Annotated in this window: 16 protein-coding genes; 7 read left to right on the top strand and 9 right to left on the bottom strand. The window is 40.4% G+C overall.

All coding sequences use genetic code 11. The features are described 5' to 3' along the window. Nucleotides 1–14 precede the first annotated feature (14 nt). Together RMY16_RS31445 and metK are read left to right on the top strand one after the other, a co-directional pair. Nucleotides 15–1,019, top strand: coding sequence for a phosphoribulokinase (locus RMY16_RS31445; RefSeq protein ID WP_194044767.1), 1,005 nt, complete (start codon nucleotides 15–17; stop codon nucleotides 1,017–1,019). Nucleotides 1,020–1,280: 261 nt separating this feature from the next. Then, nucleotides 1,281–2,555, top strand: a complete 1,275-nt coding sequence (metK, locus tag RMY16_RS31440; RefSeq protein ID WP_322667682.1) for a methionine adenosyltransferase — start codon at nucleotides 1,281–1,283, stop codon at nucleotides 2,553–2,555. A gap of 211 nt (nucleotides 2,556–2,766) precedes the next feature. Here the strand turns inward: metK and RMY16_RS31435 are convergent, their stop codons facing one another. Beyond that, a complete protein-coding gene (locus RMY16_RS31435; RefSeq protein WP_322739664.1) occupies nucleotides 2,767–3,951 on the bottom strand; it encodes an anion transporter in 1,185 nt (394 codons plus the stop codon). A 428-nt stretch (nucleotides 3,952–4,379) separates the two neighbouring features. Between RMY16_RS31435 and RMY16_RS31430 the strand changes: the two genes are divergently transcribed. After that, nucleotides 4,380–5,237 carry a sulfite exporter TauE/SafE family protein gene (locus RMY16_RS31430; RefSeq protein WP_322739663.1) on the top strand — a complete coding sequence of 286 codons (858 nt, stop codon included), beginning with the start codon at nucleotides 4,380–4,382 and terminating at the stop codon, nucleotides 5,235–5,237. A 235-nt stretch (nucleotides 5,238–5,472) separates the two neighbouring features. Here the strand turns inward: RMY16_RS31430 and RMY16_RS31425 are convergent, their stop codons facing one another. Both RMY16_RS31425 and RMY16_RS31420 read right to left on the bottom strand, forming a co-directional pair. Next, nucleotides 5,473–5,928: a pentapeptide repeat-containing protein gene (locus tag RMY16_RS31425; protein ID WP_322739662.1), complete on the bottom strand. Its 456-nt coding sequence runs from the start codon at nucleotides 5,926–5,928 to the stop codon at nucleotides 5,473–5,475. Nucleotides 5,929–6,233: 305 nt separating this feature from the next. After that, nucleotides 6,234–7,097 (bottom strand): alpha/beta hydrolase, encoded by an 864-nt coding sequence (locus RMY16_RS31420; protein ID WP_322739661.1) that lies wholly within the window; start codon nucleotides 7,095–7,097, stop codon nucleotides 6,234–6,236. Between the two features lie 202 nt (nucleotides 7,098–7,299). Here RMY16_RS31420 and RMY16_RS31415 point away from each other — a divergent pair, with 202 nt between their 5' ends. The 3 genes from RMY16_RS31415 to RMY16_RS31405 are packed head-to-tail and all read left to right on the top strand — an operon-like array spanning nucleotide 7,300 to nucleotide 9,747. Further along, nucleotides 7,300–8,118 (top strand): DUF1206 domain-containing protein, encoded by an 819-nt coding sequence (locus tag RMY16_RS31415; protein WP_322667650.1) that lies wholly within the window; start codon nucleotides 7,300–7,302, stop codon nucleotides 8,116–8,118. Nucleotides 8,119–8,151: 33 nt separating this feature from the next. Beyond that, entirely contained in the window at nucleotides 8,152–9,306 is a 1,155-nt protein-coding gene (locus RMY16_RS31410) for a glycoside hydrolase family 10 protein (RefSeq protein WP_322739660.1), read from the top strand. A gap of 12 nt (nucleotides 9,307–9,318) precedes the next feature. Beyond that, complete coding sequence (locus RMY16_RS31405; protein WP_322739659.1) at nucleotides 9,319–9,747, top strand: DUF2358 domain-containing protein; 429 nt, start codon at nucleotides 9,319–9,321, stop codon at nucleotides 9,745–9,747. A 219-nt stretch (nucleotides 9,748–9,966) separates the two neighbouring features. Here RMY16_RS31405 and RMY16_RS31400 read toward each other — a convergent pair whose 3' ends face one another. Beyond that, nucleotides 9,967–10,239 carry a hypothetical protein gene (locus RMY16_RS31400; RefSeq protein ID WP_322739658.1) on the bottom strand — a complete coding sequence of 91 codons (273 nt, stop codon included), beginning with the start codon at nucleotides 10,237–10,239 and terminating at the stop codon, nucleotides 9,967–9,969. A 496-nt stretch (nucleotides 10,240–10,735) separates the two neighbouring features. On the opposite strand from RMY16_RS31400, the gene RMY16_RS31395 reads away from it, so the two are divergent. After that, on the top strand, nucleotides 10,736–11,197 hold the full coding sequence (locus RMY16_RS31395) for a hypothetical protein (RefSeq protein ID WP_322739657.1): 462 nt from the start codon (nucleotides 10,736–10,738) through the stop codon (nucleotides 11,195–11,197). A 179-nt stretch (nucleotides 11,198–11,376) separates the two neighbouring features. Here the strand turns inward: RMY16_RS31395 and RMY16_RS31390 are convergent, their stop codons facing one another. From RMY16_RS31390 to RMY16_RS31370, 5 genes are all read right to left on the bottom strand, one after another. Further along, nucleotides 11,377–12,186, bottom strand: a complete 810-nt coding sequence (locus RMY16_RS31390; protein ID WP_322739656.1) for a prohibitin family protein — start codon at nucleotides 12,184–12,186, stop codon at nucleotides 11,377–11,379. Between the two features lie 92 nt (nucleotides 12,187–12,278). Continuing rightward, nucleotides 12,279–15,239 (bottom strand): S-layer family protein, encoded by a 2,961-nt coding sequence (locus RMY16_RS31385; RefSeq protein WP_322739655.1) that lies wholly within the window; start codon nucleotides 15,237–15,239, stop codon nucleotides 12,279–12,281. After that, nucleotides 15,199–15,636, bottom strand: coding sequence for a hypothetical protein (locus RMY16_RS31380; RefSeq protein ID WP_322739654.1), 438 nt, complete (start codon nucleotides 15,634–15,636; stop codon nucleotides 15,199–15,201). The genes RMY16_RS31385 and RMY16_RS31380 overlap by 41 nt, the downstream gene beginning before the upstream one ends. Further along, nucleotides 15,596–15,871 (bottom strand): hypothetical protein, encoded by a 276-nt coding sequence (locus tag RMY16_RS31375; RefSeq protein WP_322739653.1) that lies wholly within the window; start codon nucleotides 15,869–15,871, stop codon nucleotides 15,596–15,598. The genes RMY16_RS31380 and RMY16_RS31375 overlap by 41 nt, the downstream gene beginning before the upstream one ends. Before the next feature lie 65 nt (nucleotides 15,872–15,936). After that, complete coding sequence (locus RMY16_RS31370) at nucleotides 15,937–16,101, bottom strand: hypothetical protein (RefSeq protein ID WP_322739652.1); 165 nt, start codon at nucleotides 16,099–16,101, stop codon at nucleotides 15,937–15,939. Between the last annotated feature and the right edge of the window lie 88 nt (nucleotides 16,102–16,189).

Here is a 16,189-nt window from a genome sequence, read left to right as displayed (position 1 = left end):
TTTAGAGGAGATTTATGACAAGTAAGCCGGAACGCGTGGTACTGATTGGAGTAGCCGGAGACTCTGGTTGCGGTAAATCTACGTTTTTGCGTCGTTTGATCGATTTGTTTGGTGAAGATTTAATGACAGTCATCTGCTTGGATGACTATCACTCCTTGGATCGCAAACAGCGCAAAGAAACAGGGATAACGGCACTAGACCCCAGGGCGAACAATTTTGACCTAATGTATGAGCAAATTAAAGCGCTCAAAAGTGGTCAAGCGATTGATAAGCCGATTTACAACCACGAAACTGGCTTGATCGATCCGCCAGAGCGGATAGAGCCGAATCATATTATAGTTGTTGAAGGGCTGCATCCTTTATATGATGAGCGGGTGCGATCGCTAATCGACTTCAGTGTTTATTTTGACATTAGCGATGAGGTCAAAATTGCCTGGAAAATCCAGCGAGATATGGCTGAACGCGGTCATCGCTACGAAGATGTGTTAGCGCAAATCAATTCCCGCAAACCTGACTTTGATAAATTTATTGAACCACAAAGAGAATTTGCTGATGTGGTTCTCCAGGTATTGCCCACAAACTTGATCAAAAACGACACCGAGCGCAGAGTCCTACGGGTACGTATGCTTCAGCGGGAAGGTAAGGAAGGCTTTGATCCAACCTACCTATTTGATGAAGGATCAACAATCAATTGGACTCCCTGTGGACGCAAGCTGACCTGTTCTTATCCTGGTATGCAACTGTACTACGGTTCAGATGTTTACTACGGCCGCTATGTCTCTGTACTAGAGGTGGATGGTCAATTTGACAACTTGGAAGAAGTCATTTATATCGAAACCCATCTCAGCAATACATCCACAAAATATCAGGGTGAATTGACTCACTTGTTACTCCAGCACCGCGAGTATCCAGGTTCCAATAATGGAACTGGCTTCTTCCAAGTGCTTACAGGTTTGAAGATGCGTGCTGCTTATGAGCGGTTGACAGCTACGGAAGCAAAGTTAGCGATTCAGGTTTAAAGCAGCAGTGTTTGTGTCAAAGCTTATGGGGGCGCTTCCGGGTACCCCCTTTTTTTGTGTTATTAAATACATTTTAACTACAAAATAACTAGCATACATTTATCTTACTTACGCATATTTACCTTATAGTTAGTGGTTTTTATCAATATCAAGAAGATACTAACGACTGAAGTATAAATATTGTTATGATTTCAGAAATTAGTAGTTAAACTAAATACTCACATTTGGTTAACGAAAAAACTCTCGATGGAGGAACTTCCTTTGTCTCGTCGATATCTATTTACCTCTGAGTCAGTCACCGAAGGTCATCCAGATAAAATCTGTGATCAGATTTCTGATACTATTCTGGATGCCCTATTGACACAAGATCCGAGCAGTCGTGTCGCCGCTGAAGTCGTAGTTAATACTGGTTTGGTGCTAATTACTGGTGAAATAACCACCAAAGCTAATGTAAATTTCGTCAATCTCGCCCGGAAAAAAATTGCCGAAATTGGTTATACCAATGCTGACAATGGCTTTTCTGCTAACAGCACTAGCGTTCTACTGGCTATAGACGAACAGTCACCCGATATTGCCCAAGGCGTTAACACCGCCCAAGAAACCCGCGAACAAGATAGTGATGAACAATTTGACAAAATTGGCGCGGGCGATCAAGGTATAATGTTTGGTTTTGCCAGCAATGAAACACCAGAACTGATGCCTTTACCCATCAGTCTCGCCCACCGCATTGCTCGCCGATTGGCAGCAGTCCGTAAAACAGGTGAATTGTCATACCTGCGTCCTGACGGTAAAACCCAAGTAACCGTAGTCTACGAAGATGGACGCCCAGTAGGTATTGACACGATTCTAATTTCCACCCAGCATACAGCCAGTATTGGGGAAATTACGGATGAGGCGGCGGTACAAGCCAAAATTAAACAAGACCTCTGGTCAGCAGTGGTTGAACCTGTTTTTGGCGACATTGACGTTAAACCCAATCAGGAAACACGTTTTTTAGTCAACCCCACTGGCAAATTTGTCGTTGGTGGCCCTCAAGGAGACTCTGGTCTGACAGGACGGAAAATAATCGTTGATACCTACGGTGGCTATTCACGGCATGGTGGCGGCGCTTTTTCTGGCAAAGACCCCACGAAAGTAGACCGTTCTGCTGCTTATGCGGCTCGCTATGTAGCGAAAAATATTGTTGCCGCTGGTTTGGCAGAAAAAGTTGAAATCCAGCTATCTTATGCTATCGGTGTAGCACGACCAACAAGTATCTTAGTGGATACCTTTGGCACTGGCAAAGTGGATGAAGAAACCTTACTGGAATTAATCAACAAGCACTTTGAACTGCGTCCAGCAGGGATTATCCATACCTTCAACTTACGGAACTTACCAAGTGAACGAGGCGGACGTTTTTATCAGGACGTCGCGGCTTACGGTCATTTTGGGCGTGCTGATTTAGATTTGCCTTGGGAACAGACCGATAAAGCCGAATTGTTGAAGCAAGCAGCGAATGAGTCACTTTCGGCAGTAGTTGCTCAGGCATTGACTTAGACTTATACGCTACTGTAAAAAGTTAGTTTATCTACGTGAGGGTATTGGCAACTTAACAAGTTACTAATACCCTTATTTTTTAGTTATCACCTGAATATCGAAAAATAAAACAGGAGTCAGAATTCATAATTCATAAGTCAGAATACTCTAACCATGTTCGTTCAGCATACCGTTGACAAATGACAAATGACCAATGACAAATAACAAATGACTAAATCCAAAAATAAGTCAGGATAAGAGTCAAGATAGTTAGTGGTAGACCAAAACGTAAATGCTCCCAGAATGATAACTGATAACCAAGTTTTGCAACAGCCTCAGCAACAATTAAATTAGCAACTGAACCTAACAAAGTTAGATTACCAGCTAAGGTAGATCCTGCTGCTAATAGTAACCAGGTTTTTGTATCTGGATGAGGAAGTAAATGTTGTAGTAACAATACTGCTGGAACATTAGAAACTAAATTTGAAAGCAGAACAGTAATTCCTAATATGCTCAGGGGGTTATAAACTAAACCGCTAAATAAATCCAATATTTCTAATTTTTCTACTCCAGCGGTAACAATAAATAGTCCAGAAAACATCACCAATAAATCCCAATCTACTTTATTTAAAACTCGTTGCGGTTTAATTCGTCTAGTAATGAACAGTAAACTGGCAGCTATGAATGTTGCTTGGGCTGTGGGTATTCCAACTAAGAATGCAATTAATAGTCCTCCTGTTATCAATAGGCTTTTAGTAAGTAACGGTTTAAAGATGCGGTAACGCACTGGGGTTACACTCGGACAAGATTTAGTAGAACGAACATCAGGATAAAGCCACCACAATAACGCAATTTGGATCGACAAACTTACTAATGCGATAGGAGTCAATGCTTTCGCAAAATCAAGATAGCTGATACCAGAGAACGAACCAATCAAGATATTTTGCGGATTGCCACTTAAGGTAGCTACTGAACCCAGATTAGTTGCTCCCGCCAAAGCAAGTAAGTAAGGAATAGGATTGAGGTTCAAAGTTTGGGTTAAACCAAGAACCAAAGGAGTCAAAATTAGAGCGATGGTATCGTTCAGAAAAAAAGCGGAGAGAATTCCACTGCCGAAAGTTAAAACAATCAGCAAACCCAAAGGGCTGCGGGTAAAGTGTGTAACTGTATCAAGGCTTAGTTGGAAAAAACCAGCGTAAGCTAAGTTTGTACTGATTATCATCATGCCAAACAGGAAAATCAGCGTTTTATAGTCTATCGCTTGCCATGCTTCTTTGAGGTCTAATACCCCAAATGCCATCAGCAAAGCTGCACCAACTAAAGCAATACTGGCTCGGTTCATCCGCAAACCAGGAAGATATCCTAAACCCAAACCTATATAAGTCAGCCCTATGATGATGTATCTGAAAACAATCATGATTTTGCTAGATGCTTTTGATGTGATGCTTTTCTATTAACTCCTGTTTTTGTTTCAGGTACACAGAACCAAAAAACTGCTAAAGCTACAACTGCGTAGGCATAGCCCGCCGCAGGTATCGCTGCTAAAATCAAAAACCAACATTCTAACCAGCACAAACAACAATGGTAGTGTTGAGCATCCCTTGAGTAACATTCAAGTGTTCCGTACATTGAGTCAAATAAACTACTATTAACACGGGAAACACACCAAAAATCTCGCCTTGTGTGCAATAAATTAACCTACTAAACCAACGATAATTGAAGCTAGCAAATTACCTGCATAGTTAAATGTTTAATTAGGCCCTAGCCGCCTATCTAACCCTCTTTTTTCTTAGTAAATCCTGATATATATAGCTTTAACGAGAAAAGCATCTAAGTAGGAAATTAATGAAAAAGAATAATTCGTCTGCACTAAAGCCTACAACTACAAGCTTGCAAGTTCGTCGTTTCCAATTATCCTTTCTCTACGCCGTGCCAATTGGGGTATTAGGCGGGCTGATTGGCTTAGGGGGTGCAGAGTTTCGACTGCCAGTCCTGGCTGGGACATTGAACTATTCAGTGCGGCAGGCTGTACCTTTGAATCTAGCTGTCAGCTTGATTACGATCGTTGCTTCTCTGATAATCCGGGGCAGTACACTTTCTTTGAGTCAAGTTATTCCATTACTTCCTGTGGTTTTCTCCTTGATAACTGGAGCGGTTATCACAGCCTTTTTCGGGGCAGCGATCGCAGGAAGGCTCTCAAACGAACAGCTTGAGCGCATCATCTTAATGTTATTAGTAGTGATTGGTATTGCCCTAATAGTCGAGGGTTTTCTACCTCAACAAATACCAGCTCTTTTACCGCCTGCTTTAAGTTGGCGTATTCCAGCAGGTATTTTATTTGGTCTAGCAATTGGGCTGGTAAGCAGTTTACTTGGGGTTGCAGGGGGTGAAGTGATTATCCCAACACTTGTTTTTGCTTTTGGCGCAGATATTAAAACAGCAGGTACAGCCAGTCTTATCGTTAGCTTACCAACTGTACTGGTAGGGGTTATCAAATATGCTAATCGAGGTGCATTTGCAGATCGTACACTCTTGGGCAATACTATAACGCCTATGGGAGTTGGCTCGGTGATTGGAGCCATAATCGGAGGAATGCTTGTCGGTATTATTCCACCACGGATACTAAAGGTCATACTAGGGATCATCTTGAATATATCCGCGTTTCGAGTCTTTCACAAAGTAAAGTTTTCTAATAGGAAATAACAAAGCTTTTCAGATTTTGATTGCACTTTTTGTGTAGATATCGGCCACAATAGCCATAAGAAACCCCCTCTGCTTTTACCATAGTAAAGTGATTCCAGCGCAGAGGGGTTTCATTTATTTTAATATTTTTGTAGAGGCAGGTTTTAAGGATAATTCTCGCAAAAAACTAGTTTATTTGATTTAAAACCCGCCAAAACCTATGTTGTATTGATTTTAACCTGTGTACTCAGTTGGTCTATTTCCAATCGGGAATTTCAGCGTCTTCTCCACCAATCCCGATTCCAGTGTTAAATATTTCCGCATCAGTAAGATTTAGATCGTTCATTGATGCTTGATACACATTAGAATCGTGAATTGTAGCACGAGTAAAATTTACTCCGTTGAGATTAACTTGCTTCAAATTCACATTGGTTACATAAGCAGATGTTAGGTTAGCACCCGCCAAGTTTGCACCAGTTAAGTCAGCACCTTCGAGGTTAGCTCCTACAAAGTTGGCTCCTTGGAGCTGCGATCCTCTCAAGTCAGCACCAATTAAATGAGCGCCACTGAGGTTAGCTCCTGATAGATCGCATTTAACACATTCCCCAGTTGAAAGCAGCTTTTGTAAATCCTGTGGATTCTCAGCTCTAACCGAGCTAGCAAAAAATAGGGGAGTTGCTAAGGCAATGGCCGCTAATAGCTGGAGTTTCATAATTTTCCCCCTTAATAATCAAGTTGCGTCCGTTCTGTCCCTCACAGTTCTATTATCTCACTAAACTTCGTGAGGTCAATCTCTCTTGTGACAATCTATCTTCTGACAAGTTAATTGTGATCTGAAACACAGATAAAAGTGATGTCAAAAATGCCATTAATTCCGATTTTTTGGCTATTTTTACCAAAAATTTCTCAAAAAATGGCAGTCTTAAATCACTATTAAATCTTTTGAAAAGTAAAAACTGGCGCTACTTCCTATAGCTAGTTAGAGAAGTATTTATACTTATTAATTGATGGTTTAGTTTAATTCCTCAGAAATTCTCGCATATATTGATTAACCAATTCCGGCTGTTCTTGCTGCACCCAATGACCACAATTGGGTATGTACTTGATTTGAAAATCCCTGACATAGGCTGCGGTGTCGTAGGTTAGCTCCTTGCCGAGTGCAATGTCATTTTCTCCCCAAATCATCAATGTTGGCACTTCTAAAACGCCCCAATTTGGATTTAGCATTCTCTGCTGAAAAATATTGCGGTAGTAGTTCAACATTGCTGTGAGGGCACCCCGTTTTGCAGCGGCATTTTTATAAGCGTCAATATCTGCTTTGGTGAAAGCACTCTTGTTCACTGCTGTACCTTTAAAAGCTGTTTCAATTGCTTGGTAGTCTGAAGATTGTAAGAGTAATTCTGGTATCCACGGTAATTGGAAGAGGAATATATAGTTACTACGTAGCAACTGTTGGGGGGTGCGTAACCCTTGGGCAAATTTGGCAGGATGAGGAAGGTTAAGAATAATTAATTGTTCTAACATTTCGGGGTGACTGTATGCAAAATTCCAAGCGATCGCACCTCCCCAATCATGTCCAACTAATACACATTTTTGGTATCCTAATCCTTTAATTACTCCCTCAATATCTTTGATAAATTCAGCCATTACATAAGCTGATTGCTCATTTGGTTTATCACTATCGTTGTAGCCACGCAAGTCAAGAGCGACGACTTTAAAATCTTGGGCAAATTCTGGTATTTGATGCCGCCAAGAGTACCAAAACTCAGGAAACCCATGCAACATCAACATTAATGGCCCTTCACCTTGGGTAACGTAGTGTAGTTTTACCCCATTGGTAGTTATATATTCGTGTTTACAAGAACTTTCTATTAAAGACATAATTAATCTAAATTCAGCATTAAAAAACACTAAATAATAATACTGAACAAGTTTAATATTATTTTGAGCAGCCTCACATCTATTGAAAGACAGTATTACGATAGTGCTTTTTTGCAAAAATATTAGACAATTTGTCTTGAGGTAGATGTGAATCGTGGGTAATTTTGCTAAAAGGGAGATATAATAATTTTCCTCAACTACCATGACACAACAGTTGACAAACCATGCTTCATTGTGGGTTGAGCGACTGGGACGGTTTGGCTATGTTTCTAAGGGAGTAGTTTACGGTATCGTTGGACTACTGGCAGCACAGGCGGCTTTTGGCAGTGGTGGTAAAACAACTGATACCCAAGGCGCTCTCCAAACAATCGTTAACCAGCCATTTGGTCAATTTTTGCTGGCTTTAGTTGCAATTGGCTTGATTGGATACGTAATCTGGCGTTTTGTACAGGCAATTAAAGACCCAGAAAATAAAGGTAATGATGTCAAAGGTTTGGCAGTGCGAATTGGTTACGCAGTTAATGGCTTGATTTATGCAAGTTTAGCCTTAACTGCTGTGCAAATCGTTATGGGTACAGGCAGCGCTAAAAATAGTAGTGATTCTACTGAAGATTCGACAGCACGTTTGCTTTCTCAACCCTTTGGTCAATGGTTAGTTGGAACTGTGGGGGTGTTTGTAATTGCTCTAGGCTTCTATCAGTTTTATCAAGCTTTTAGTGGCAAATTTCGTAAAGAACTCAATTTAACTGAGTTAAGCAACACAGAAGCCCAATGGGTAATGAGGATTTCCAGATTTGGTTTAGCGGCACGGGGTATAGTATTTTGTATTATCGGTTGGTTTTTAATTGAAGCTGCAAAACAGTCAAACGCCGCTACCGCCGAAGGTTTAGATGAAGTATTACAGACGCTAGCGCAACAGCCTAACGGAGCATGGCTTTTGGGTATTGTGGCACTAGGTTTAGTTGCTTATGGAATTTACACAATAATACAGGCGCGGTATCGTCGGCTAGTCAATGTTTAGACGGTGCAGTGCCGAGAATTTAAATTTATAGAAATGGCAATAATAGAAACCCGTGGTATATGGCTGACGACTACTGATAGTAAGGTTCTCAGGTCAAAGCAACGCATTGCTGAGGCGATGGATGTGCTTGCCGAAACGGGATTTAATGTGGTGTTTCCCGTTGTTTGGAACAAGGCAGTAACTTTATATCCCAGTCAAACAATGCAGCAGACATGTGGAGTCGAAATTGACCCGATGTCTGTAGGTCGCGACCCTTTAGAAGAGGTGATAGTTGAGGCGCGGCGAGTCGGGTTGAAAGTCATTCCTTGGTTTGAATACGGTTTTGCCAGTTCCTATAATTTGAATGGTGGTGTACTTTTACAGAAAAAGCCGGAATGGGCTGCGCTTGATTGTAATGGTAACTTACTGAAGAAAAACGGCTTTGAGTGGTTGAATGCACTCGACTCACAGGTGCAAGAATTCTTGTTGAGCTTGGTGCTGGAAGTTGTAAAGAATTATGATGTGGATGGTGTTCAAGGAGACGATCGCTTCCCTGCATTACCCTGTGAAGGTGGCTATGATGAGGTAACTGTCAACCGCTATCGCCAGAAATTCGATCGCAATCCCCCACATAACCACAAGGATAGACAATGGTTACAGTGGCGTGCAGATATTCTCAGTGAGTTTTTGGCGCGTCTCTACCGAGAGGTGAAAGCGGTGAATCGTAATTTATTAGTTGCGATCGCACCTAATATTTATGATTGGGCATTCCAGGAATATCTGCAAGATTCACCCGCATGGCTGAAGCGGGGAATCGTTGATATGATTCAGCCGCAGATTTATCGCCGTGACTTTAGGAGTTATCAGGCGATCGCTGATAAACTGGTAAACCAGCAGTTTACAGATACAACACTGCCCAAGTTAGCACCAGGAATACTGATGAAGCTTGGCTCTTATTGCATTAGTCCAGAATATCTGGTGCAGGCAATTGAATACAATCGTCAACTTGGCATTCAAGGAGAGGTATTCTTTTTTTACGAAGGTTTGCGCGAGAATAACAATACCCTTGCTAAAGTTTTGCGCAATGGGCCTTATGCTAAGTCTGCATTATTTCCTACTCTGTCAGATTTGAATGCAGGTGGTGTGAGTCACAAGACGACACCTTCTATTTGGTCAGTAGCGGAAAATTTGTTAAAAAAGATTTTTTAAGGGAAAAGGCGCGTGGAATATAAGTTGCCAGTGGAAAAGGTAATTCATACTTTAAAAGAAGATTTACCGACACTTTTTGAAAAAGATATTTCTTATGACATTTATACACAGGATATTTATTTTAAAGACCCGGTGAATACATTCAAATACAAATTTAACTATCGCATTATATTTTGGACTTTACGATTTCACGCTCGGCTATTTTTTACTCAGATTTACTTTGATGTGCATGAAGTTTATCAGTCAGCCGAAGACACGATTTTAGCAAAATGGACGGTGCGGGGAGTGTTACGCGTTCCCTGGAAAGCTGGGTTGCTTTTTAATGGCTATTCAACCTATAAACTCAATCAAGATAATTTGATATACAAGCATATCGACACCTGGGATAGAAAGCCTAGAGAGATTTTACGGCAGTTTTGGCAAAGCGAAGGAGATAGTTAGTTAGCTATTATATCATTGACGGACTAGTAGGTACGTTACGGAGTTTGACCAAACAAACATAGTTTACTAGTCTATGAAAAAAGCTGAGTTCCGTTAGTGGTAGCGGTACGTTTGGCCCGTACCTCCTAATAAAAATAGCTTAACCTTACCCCGATAAAGCTGTGCTTTATCTCCTCCTCAAAATATTAAGAGCAGACAGAAAAGTTTATTTTTAACCGATTACGAACCTTGCAAAAGGTCATTAATTGAACTTATACTCTGTTTGATTTGCTCTGTCAGAGAAGTTCTTAAGAAGTCCAGGTTTACTGTTGAAAAATTGAGTACCCCCAAAGCATATAATAGGCTCAAAAGACCAATAAATAAAGCTAAAAATCTTCCAAAACAACCAGGATTTATTTCAATGAAAGCTAATTTAGATTGCCCTATTACAGCAATCGTTATAAAAATAATTCCTACTATTAAAAAGGTGCTGTTTGGAGTTAAATCTGTCATTGTTCGATTAAGATGCCTTAGCACTTTTATTGTAGCTACTATTAGTTCAAATTTCTGCCCTTGCCATATGCAAAAACATAAAAATTTTGCAACTCAACATTTACCCTAACCTAATAAGGCTCTGGCTATTGTAGTATCGGTGTTGTAAATTCTCGTGTGCTATGATTTAGAAAGACATATTTTGATTTTGAAACTTATTGAGCTATAAATAGCTTGATTGTCTCAATTGTGTATAAATTTTTCTATCTCACTCAGATATTTAAGGAAAAACCTAGATTCTGCAAGAAGCGAACTAACTGATGTGTCTCTGGCAGAAATTCAGATATCATGAAGTTGCGGTTGATTTAAACTCAATTTTGCTTCTTACGATTTTGCTGAGACTATCCAGTGGTAAAAGTTTCAGCATCAAAAAGCCAAAATTTCATTACTCGTGTACTAGACGTTAATTTAGTTTATATATTAAACTGCACTAAGACGATAGGAATAGTGGGTTTTTATGGAAAGCGTCCAAAACGTTAGTCAAGAGTTGAATGGAACAAAAGACACAGCACTAGAGCAACTACAAAAGTCTACTCCAGTAGAGTTCAAAAAAGATATTTTCAAAAAACTCAGAGGTGGATTTTTTGTAGTACTGGGATATTTATTATCACCACTATGTTGGTGGAATGACCTACTATTCAATCTGCCAATAGCTTATGGGTTTGGGTATGCATGTAGTTTACTTTCCCCAAAATTGCTTCTACCTTGTTCAATTATCGGATACTGGCTCTCTAACATTGTGGGAATTCTCTTGATGCAATTCGGTTCTAAGGACATTTTTCAAAAAGAACCTCAAAAGCATAACCTCAAAAAAGAATTGTTCACAGGTCTAATCTCTTCAACACTTTATACCCTGTTGATTATGCTATTGATTCAGTTGAAGATTCTTGATTCTCCTATTTTATTCTCCAACAGTTAATTTAGTTTATCACCTTTCTACAAAAGAATTCATAGTATAGGTGCACATCTGTGCGTCCATACTATGTATATGTAGTAGATATAGCAATGTATGGAAGAGTTACGACGAAAAAACCCTGATTTATTGAAGAAATCGGGGTTCTGAACTCTTGATGGAGAGCAAATCAGCAAGCAAGAAGATCAATTTTCATCCAATTTTAAAAATTCACTTAAATTCAACAATTTTGGAGCCTCCTTACTTACAATTAATGGCAGCTTACCATTCCATTTTTCTATTGCTTGCCTTTGCAGAATTTCTGGAGTTAAACCATCACGTAATAATCTGTGTGCCTCAGCTTCTCCTTTGGCTAAATTAACTTTTGCTTCAGCCTCTTTTATGGCTTTCAGTGCTATAAACTCTGCTCGTTTTGCTTCTTGTTCAGCAACCTGCTTCGCCTCTACCGCCTCACCAAATCGTTCTGAAAAATGGACATGAACTAAAGAAATATCATCAACTGCAACGTGATAGCTACCCAGGCGTGTAGACAATGCATCATCTACTCCACTTTTGACTTCTCCTCGTTTAGTAATAATTTCTTCAGCCGTATACTTTGCTATTACCGCTTTTAGTACTTCTTCAACGGCTGGGCTAATAATCCGAATAACTACATTTTGTTCATCTCCAATTTCCTGAAAAATGACATTTGTTTCCTGGGGAATAATATGCCAATTGAGAGCTACATCGGCAAAAACATTTTGTAAATCTTTGGAAGAAGCCTCAGCAGAAATTTCCTGTTTTTGGACTCTAATACTCAACTTTTTCACAGTATTGACTACAGGAATAATTAAGTGAAGTCCTTCTCCTAATATCTGGTTTTGTACTTCGCCAAATTTCATTAATACACCACGTTCTCCTGCATTTATAATCACACAAGGCGTGAGGAAGAGAGTTATCAAACACAAAAGAGCGGTCAGTTTACCGGCACTGTTAAAACTTGTAATTTTTATCATCTGTGTGAACCATGTGTGCATCTTGCATAGAGCACATATTTAGGAGTTATGGGCTTCTTCCCGTCATGATTTTAGCTCGACTTGATCCAAAATTAAGAACATTCTCGACTCAATAGCAACTGCCCATTATTCAGCCGATATAGACCTTGCGGTTCGATAATCGGATCGCCTTTCTTCCAGGGACGGTATGTAGTTTCGACACCTCTCACCTCACCAGTTATGTAGTTAGAAACCAAAACCCCAGGACGATTAGTAGTCAAGGCACCAGAACCTGTAATAGTAAAAGAGTTTTCTTGTCGCTTTGTGCCGCGTGAAATGCAACTATTGGCGATGAGTGCGTTAGCGTCGATGACTGGAGGTAATTCGGTGAAGCTGTTTTGAATGGAACTGGTATCGGGTGCATTAATGTTGATTACACCTGAAACGCCTTGTTCGGAACTGGCTGTAATATCACTTTTTTCGGTTGGCTTTGTCCGCGACTCGATACCAAAGATACCTTGCGAGTTAATTTCTACATTTCCACCACTTCCTTGAAAGGCGTTGGCGCTAATGTCGCTGTTTTCTCTAGGAATGGCAATGATAAATGTTGAGTTGATATTGATGCTACCGCCATCACCACCAGCTTGCGCAGTGCCTGCGTTGGTAGAGATTTGGCCACCACGACGCATGAGAAGTAAATCCCTAATTACCAGCTTAATATTACCCCCATTGCCTGATGCTGATTCAGCTATGAATCTTCCCTGTTTATCTAAAGTAACTTTGGGCGAGTTAACTTCAATATCACCTGCGACACCAAAGCCTGAAGAACGAACAAAGAAACCACTATTAGCATCATCTTCGGGAAACCTTTTAGGAAGTTGAGTTTCTGTCTTATCAGGATTTATGTAGGTATCTGAAACAATTACTTTGTCTTTAGCATTGACTATAATCTTACCTGCATTACCACCTCTTGTGGTAGTTGTAATAAGTTGCCCCCCATGACGAGCCTCCACTATTCGTGCATTAACTGTAATATTTCCACCATCACCAAAATTATTAGTTCTTGCGTCTAATAAAGCACTATCGGACACCCGAAAAACATCAGTATTGACAGTGATGTTGCCACTATTACCTGAAGTTTGAGTATCTGTAAATAATCCACTGGAATTGCCAGTGATTGGATTAAAACCAGAAATATTAACACCATCAGTTGCGTTAATTTGGATATTTCCAGCTTTAATAGAATTGCTAATAAATTCAAAAAAATCTATGGAAGGATTTCCAACAAGAGTAATTTCTACATTAGCAAAAGCTCCACGGCTAGTGGTAACAAATTGAGCGCCATCTGTTAAGGAGAGAGAGTGAGATGTAACATTAATGTTTCCCCCCTTACCGAATCCCTCTCCTTCGACAGAACTGAATATAAAACCATTTGAAAAAGAAACAGAATCCTTGACTTGTATGAAGACATTACCTGCATTTCCTTCTCCAGAGGTACTAGTCGAAATTCTGGCATCATCCATTAAAGATAACGAGCCAGAGGATATACTAATATCTCTTCCTTTACCAACAGTTCTTCTTCCTAAGTTGCTTATAATTCCAGTTGTCTTTCCTTCTCTGATTCCAGCGATCGCAACTGCACCCGTAACATCGATATTAACATTGCCTGCATTTCCCTGGTTGAATGGCTGTCTAACAGAACTGTCATCATTATTTTCAACAAAGGTTACTAGTTGAGCGCCGTCACCAATGGAGAGTGAAGCGGCCTTGATGTTGATATTGGCACCATTACCCTCATTTTTGGAGTTCACGTCACTGAGGATGGCAGTATTATTTCCTGAAATCGAAACAGAACCAGAAGCACTAATAAACACATTTCCCGCATCCCCTCGTCCAACAGTACCAGAAGCTAATTGAGCGCCCTTGTTCAAGAAAAGTGAGCCAGTAGTGATATTGAGATCCCCTCCGTTACCCGTACCTGTTGCTCTGACACTGCTGGAAATTTTACCACTTCTGTCAACAGAGACTGTATCACTGGCATTAATTATCACATTACCAGCATTTCCCTTTCCGGCAGTGCTAACTTCTAAGCCAGCACCATTACTAATGACTACTGACCCAGTATTAATCAGGATTTTACCACCGTTACCTACCGCTCCTGCTAGTACCGAACTGCGAGCCGCGCTATTTAATCCATTACTGCCCATACCATCAAAAACAACTGTATCACGAGCATCGATGCTCACATTACCTGCATCTCCTCGTCCAAGGGTGCTAGTAGTTAAAAAAGCACCATTTGTAACAGACAGTAATCCTGTGGTGATGTTAATACCACCTGCTTTGCCTACCGTTCCTGCTCCTGATATGCTGAAAGCCGCACTGTTTGCGCCATCAAAATTTACTGTATCGCTAGCATTAATGGTTACATTACCAGCATCTCCCTGACCAAAACTGCTGGCACTCAATTGTGACCCGTTGTTCACAGAGAGCTTTCTAGTGTTGATGTTTATCGTACCTGCTTTCCCCACTCCTCTGGCATTTACAAGAGCAAAGGCTTGGCTTCCCACATCAAAGAAGGCTATATCACTGGCGTTGATATTCACATTGCCTGCATCTCCTCGTCCACTAGTACTGGCTAATAATCTTGCATTATTAGTGATAAAAAGTGACTTGGTGGTGATATTAATGCCACCAGCTTTACCTACCGCTCCCGTCTCTGCAATACTAAAGGCAGTACTAGCAGTTCCATCAAAATTTACTGTATCGCTAGCATTAATGGTTACATTACCAGCATCTCCCTGTCCCAAAGTGCTAGCACTCAGTTGTGAACCATTTTTCACAGACAGCGACCTGGCATTAATGTTGACATCGCCGCTTTTTCCTACTCCTTCAGTTGTCGTTAGGCTATAAGCGTAGCTCTTTTGATCAAAAGAGACACTATCGCGTGCATTGATATTAATAATGCCTGCATTTCCTCGTCCACTAGTACTAGCAGATAAGTATGTATTATTGCTCAAAGATACTAATCCAGCTTTAATGGATGGAAATATTGCCAGCATTGCCGACTGCTTCATTTCCAATTCCGCTAAAAGCATTAGCCCCATCAAATAAAACATTTTCACGAGCATCTATAATAATATTTCCCGCATTCCCTTGTCCTAAATTTGAGGCAGCAAGTAGAGCGCTATCCTCTAATGTAAGGGAACTAGAATTTATGGTAATATTACCTCCATTGCCTTTTGCTCCCAAAGTCACAAAATTGCGAATTCCGCTCCCAACTCCAGCAACTTTGATTTCTCCGGTAGCATTAAGTGTAATATCACCTGCAACAGTCTCAGGTGTACCCAAATCTTGTCCAATGCCAGCAATCAGTACACTTTCTTCTAAAATATCTATATTACGAGCGTTGACTATGATGTCTCCACCATCACTAGCACTTACATTTATATTTGCAGCATTTTTGAGAGACACATCTGCCCGCGTGACATTCTCTAGAAAGGCGAATCGCACCGCCTGTAATTACTTCCATCGGTTGTCCCTGAAAGTTGCCTATAACTTGAGAGGAATCAGCCCCAAGTGTATTGTCAGGTACGATATTACTTTGCTGTGCCTGGGTTTTAGCAGTCAAGATACTGACAATTAACCAGCCCAGTAACCCTGCCAGTCCAAACTGCAAACACTTGTGTAATCCGTATTTTATCGTCATAAGACGCGCTTTCATATAGATTCTTTGAGTATCTAATAAAACTGCACCTTTGGACGATAAACAAGCTAATATTCGTTAATTATGCAGTTTTCTGCAATCAGGCGATGTCTGACAAAGACTGGACGGCGATAAAATAAATATGTCCTAAGCTTAGTGTTTTTATAGTTAGCCAAACGATAAATTGTTAGTGCGATCGCTCTACAAATCAAGATTGCAAGTACTATAATCATCAATCTGAATTAGTTTTTTTGTCACACAACCATAACAAAAAGCCCCATCCTTAGAAGGACTGGGGCTTTTGTATGAATAATGAGACCT

The organism is Nostoc sp. DedQUE12b (assembly GCF_034530835.1).
In the GTDB taxonomy this organism is placed as follows: Bacteria; Cyanobacteriota; Cyanobacteriia; order Cyanobacteriales; family Nostocaceae; genus Nostoc.
This window is presented reverse-complemented; position numbering and strand designations above follow the sequence as displayed.

Coding starts and splice junctions, on each gene's coding strand:
- RMY16_RS31430 (WP_322739663.1), top strand. CDS start 4,380: ATGAAAAAGAATAATTCGTCTGCACTAAAGCCTACAACTACAAGCTTG.
- RMY16_RS31390 (WP_322739656.1), bottom strand. CDS start 12,186: ATGATAAAAATTACAAGTTTTAACAGTGCCGGTAAACTGACCGCTCTT.
- RMY16_RS31410 (WP_322739660.1), top strand. CDS start 8,152: ATGGCAATAATAGAAACCCGTGGTATATGGCTGACGACTACTGATAGT.
- RMY16_RS31415 (WP_322667650.1), top strand. CDS start 7,300: ATGACACAACAGTTGACAAACCATGCTTCATTGTGGGTTGAGCGACTG.
- RMY16_RS31370 (WP_322739652.1), bottom strand. CDS start 16,101: ATGATTATAGTACTTGCAATCTTGATTTGTAGAGCGATCGCACTAACA.
- RMY16_RS31420 (WP_322739661.1), bottom strand. CDS start 7,097: ATGTCTTTAATAGAAAGTTCTTGTAAACACGAATATATAACTACCAAT.
- RMY16_RS31375 (WP_322739653.1), bottom strand. CDS start 15,871: ATGACGATAAAATACGGATTACACAAGTGTTTGCAGTTTGGACTGGCA.
- RMY16_RS31385 (WP_322739655.1), bottom strand. CDS start 15,239: ATGAAGCAGTCGGCAATGCTGGCAATATTTCCATCCATTAAAGCTGGA.
- RMY16_RS31435 (WP_322739664.1), bottom strand. CDS start 3,951: ATGATTGTTTTCAGATACATCATCATAGGGCTGACTTATATAGGTTTG.
- RMY16_RS31425 (WP_322739662.1), bottom strand. CDS start 5,928: ATGAAACTCCAGCTATTAGCGGCCATTGCCTTAGCAACTCCCCTATTT.
- RMY16_RS31395 (WP_322739657.1), top strand. CDS start 10,736: ATGGAAAGCGTCCAAAACGTTAGTCAAGAGTTGAATGGAACAAAAGAC.
- RMY16_RS31445 (WP_194044767.1), top strand. CDS start 15: ATGACAAGTAAGCCGGAACGCGTGGTACTGATTGGAGTAGCCGGAGAC.
- RMY16_RS31400 (WP_322739658.1), bottom strand. CDS start 10,239: ATGACAGATTTAACTCCAAACAGCACCTTTTTAATAGTAGGAATTATT.